2 protein-coding genes are annotated in these 1285 nt (G+C 67.4%); both read right to left on the bottom strand.

The features are described 5' to 3' along the window. The coding region (locus HUK84_RS18800) for a glucosamine-6-phosphate deaminase (protein WP_176641583.1) at nt 1-470 on the bottom strand (470 nt) is incomplete at its 3' end. A 124-nt stretch (nt 471-594) separates the two neighbouring features. Continuing rightward, a partial coding sequence (locus HUK84_RS18795; protein WP_176641582.1) for a cysteine hydrolase family protein occupies nt 595-1285 on the bottom strand: 691 nt, incomplete at its 5' end.

Genomic DNA, 1285 nt, shown 5'->3' with positions numbered 1-1285 from the left:
AGGGTGATCGCCCGCGTGCGCGACGCCAGCGGCGACAGCGGCTCGTTGAAGCCGATATGGCCGGTCTCGCCGATCCCGGCCAGTTGCAGGTCGATCCCGCCGGCCTCCCGGATCGCCGCGTCGTACCGCGCCGCCTCGCTCTCCAGGTCGGCGGCCATCCCGTCCGGCAGCATGGTGTTCTCCGGCCGGATATCGATGTGGCGGAACAGATGCGCCTCCATATAGGCGCGATAGGAATGCACGCTGCCGGCCGGCAGGCCCACATATTCATCCAGGTTGAAGCTGCGGCAGCGGGAAAAATCGATCGCCTCGGCCCGCGCGATGGCGACCAGCTCGGCATAGACCCGCTCCATCGTCCGCCCGGTGGCCAGCCCCAGCACGCTGGCGGGCCGCGCCTTGACCTGCTCGGCGATCAGCCGCGCCGCGACCGACGCGACCTGCCCGTCATCCGCCCGCACCATGATCTTCATGCCATCCCTCCCATCGCGGCCGCACCGGCCCGCCCATCATGCCGGCAGACGACATGCCCTGGGAAAGAAATCGTTCGCAAGCAAAAAATATGTTAAAACGATCACCAACAATCAATTCATCGAATCATCTCGGCGCGGTTTCCAGCGCCGCCCGCAGGACGCCGCCCATGGCCGTAAAGCCGAAGCACTGGCGGACATTGTACAGCGTGGCGTCGGTGCAGAAGCCGGGCGAGGTCGTGGCCGCGCAATCCTCCAGCAGGATGCAGTCATAACCCAGGCAGCCGGCATCCTGCAGCGTCGTCATCACGCACTGGTCCAGGTTGACCCCGCCGAACAGCAGCGTATCGACCCGCAGATTGCGCAGGATGGCGTCCAGCGGCGTGTCCCAGAACCCGCTCATCCGGTATTTGGCGACATGGATGTCACCCGTCTCGGGCGCCAGCTCATCGACGATGGCGGCGTTCCAGCTCCCCAGCTCCAGCACGCCGTCCCCCTGGCCGGGCAGGCGGCCGCCCAGGCCCACTCCCTCGCCGTCCGGGTCATAGACATGCAGCAGGGACGGGCTCAAATTCAGCCGGTCGGGCCGGTTGCCCCAATTGACCCAGATCACCGGCACGTCCCGGCCGCGCAGCACCGGCAAAATCGCCGCCAGCGGCGCGATCGGCGTCCGTGCCGGGGCGATATCCACGCCGATGCTGGCCAGCCAGCCATCGGGGTGGCAGAAATCGTTCTGCATGTCGATGACGATCATCGCCGTGCGGGCCAGGTCCAGCGTCACCTGCTGCGGCAGGGCGTCGATCGTGACGGGCCGCGCC

This window comes from Nguyenibacter vanlangensis, assembly GCF_013376155.1.
In the GTDB taxonomy this organism is placed as follows: domain Bacteria; phylum Pseudomonadota; class Alphaproteobacteria; order Acetobacterales; family Acetobacteraceae; genus Gluconacetobacter; species Gluconacetobacter vanlangensis.
The sequence above is the reverse complement of the archived record's forward strand: the minus strand, read 5'-3'. Positions and strand labels throughout refer to the sequence as shown.